At 68.2% G+C, this 1,116-nt stretch carries 1 protein-coding gene; it reads right to left on the bottom strand.

Annotation, left to right across the window (positions count from 1 at the left end):
- Positions 1-176 precede the first annotated feature (176 nt).
- Positions 177-419, bottom strand: a complete 243-nt coding sequence (locus AB0M29_RS45235) for a hypothetical protein (protein ID WP_365393704.1) — start codon at positions 417-419, stop codon at positions 177-179.
- Between the last annotated feature and the right edge of the window lie 697 nt (positions 420-1,116).

Genomic DNA, 1,116 nt, shown 5'->3' with positions numbered 1-1,116 from the left:
AAAGCGCTCTCCCGACGGGTGCAGAGTGATGTTTCCCCTTACGATTCACCCCTGTCAAGACGTGTGCACGAGACCCACTCCGGCCCGATCAACCCGGCAACAAACCCCGACACACCCTCACCCACACACACAACCCACCACACCGGACACCCAGTTACAGCTCCCGAAAGACCTGGTCACAAGACGATCTCCGTGCGGCCGTCGTAGATGACCACTTCGGAGGCGTGCAGCAGCACTCGCACCCGCTGGCCGATCAGCCGGACCGGCACCGAGTAGCGGTTGGTACGGATGCTGAGCGTCGAGTAGCGGTCCACCAGCGGGCTGGACCAGCGGCCGGTCTCGAACGGCTCGTCTGACAGGGCCTTGAGCAACCGCTGTTCGGCGGCGAAGCACCCGGCCACGGTTCCGGGGCCGGGCACCGATCCGGCGCTGGTCGTCCGGCTCGTCCCACTGGTCGCTCCGAGCGTTCGACTCGGCCAGCGTGGCGGCCTCCGGGACGGGGACCAGGTGGTCGCGGCGGAACCGTCCGACTTCGCCCTCGACGCCGCCCTTCTCATGGGCGCCCTTCAGGCCGGGCTAGCAGTAGAAGGCCTCCAGGCCGTAGCGGGAATGGAAGGCGGTCCACCGCTGGGTCTCAACCGTGGCCCGGGTGAAGCCCAGCACCTGGGCGACCGCGGAGCTGAGGTTGCCGTAGCGGACCTTGCCCGCTGGAACCCAGCACCCTGAAGGCGTGCACGTGTCCCTCGAAGAACGCCTCCTGCCCCTCGGATGCGAAGTCGGTGTACCGCGTTGCCCGAGTACGCCAGGCGGAAGGTGAACAGCGAGCACTTCGTCATGACCCCGGCCAGCTTCACGTAGACGTCGCCGAAGTCGACTGCCGCCTCGATGCCGGGCCGGTGCGACTGCGGGATGAACACCTGAGCAGGCCCCCGTCCCTCCTCCACGCGGGTCTGCGGACGCCGGCGGGCGACGTAGTCGTGCACGAGGGAGTACGAAATGCCCTCCATGCCGAACTCGTCGACCAGCCGGCGTCCGCAGACCCGCGTGGAGGAGGGACGGGGGCCTGCTCAGGTGTTCATCCCGCAGTCGCACCGGCCCGGCATCGAGGCGGCAGTC

Origin of the sequence: Streptomyces sp. NPDC051976, from assembly GCF_040680795.1 — a bacterium.
Taxonomy (GTDB): Bacteria; Actinomycetota; Actinomycetes; order Streptomycetales; family Streptomycetaceae; genus Actinacidiphila.
The sequence above is the reverse complement of the archived record's forward strand: the minus strand, read 5'-3'. Positions and strand labels throughout refer to the sequence as shown.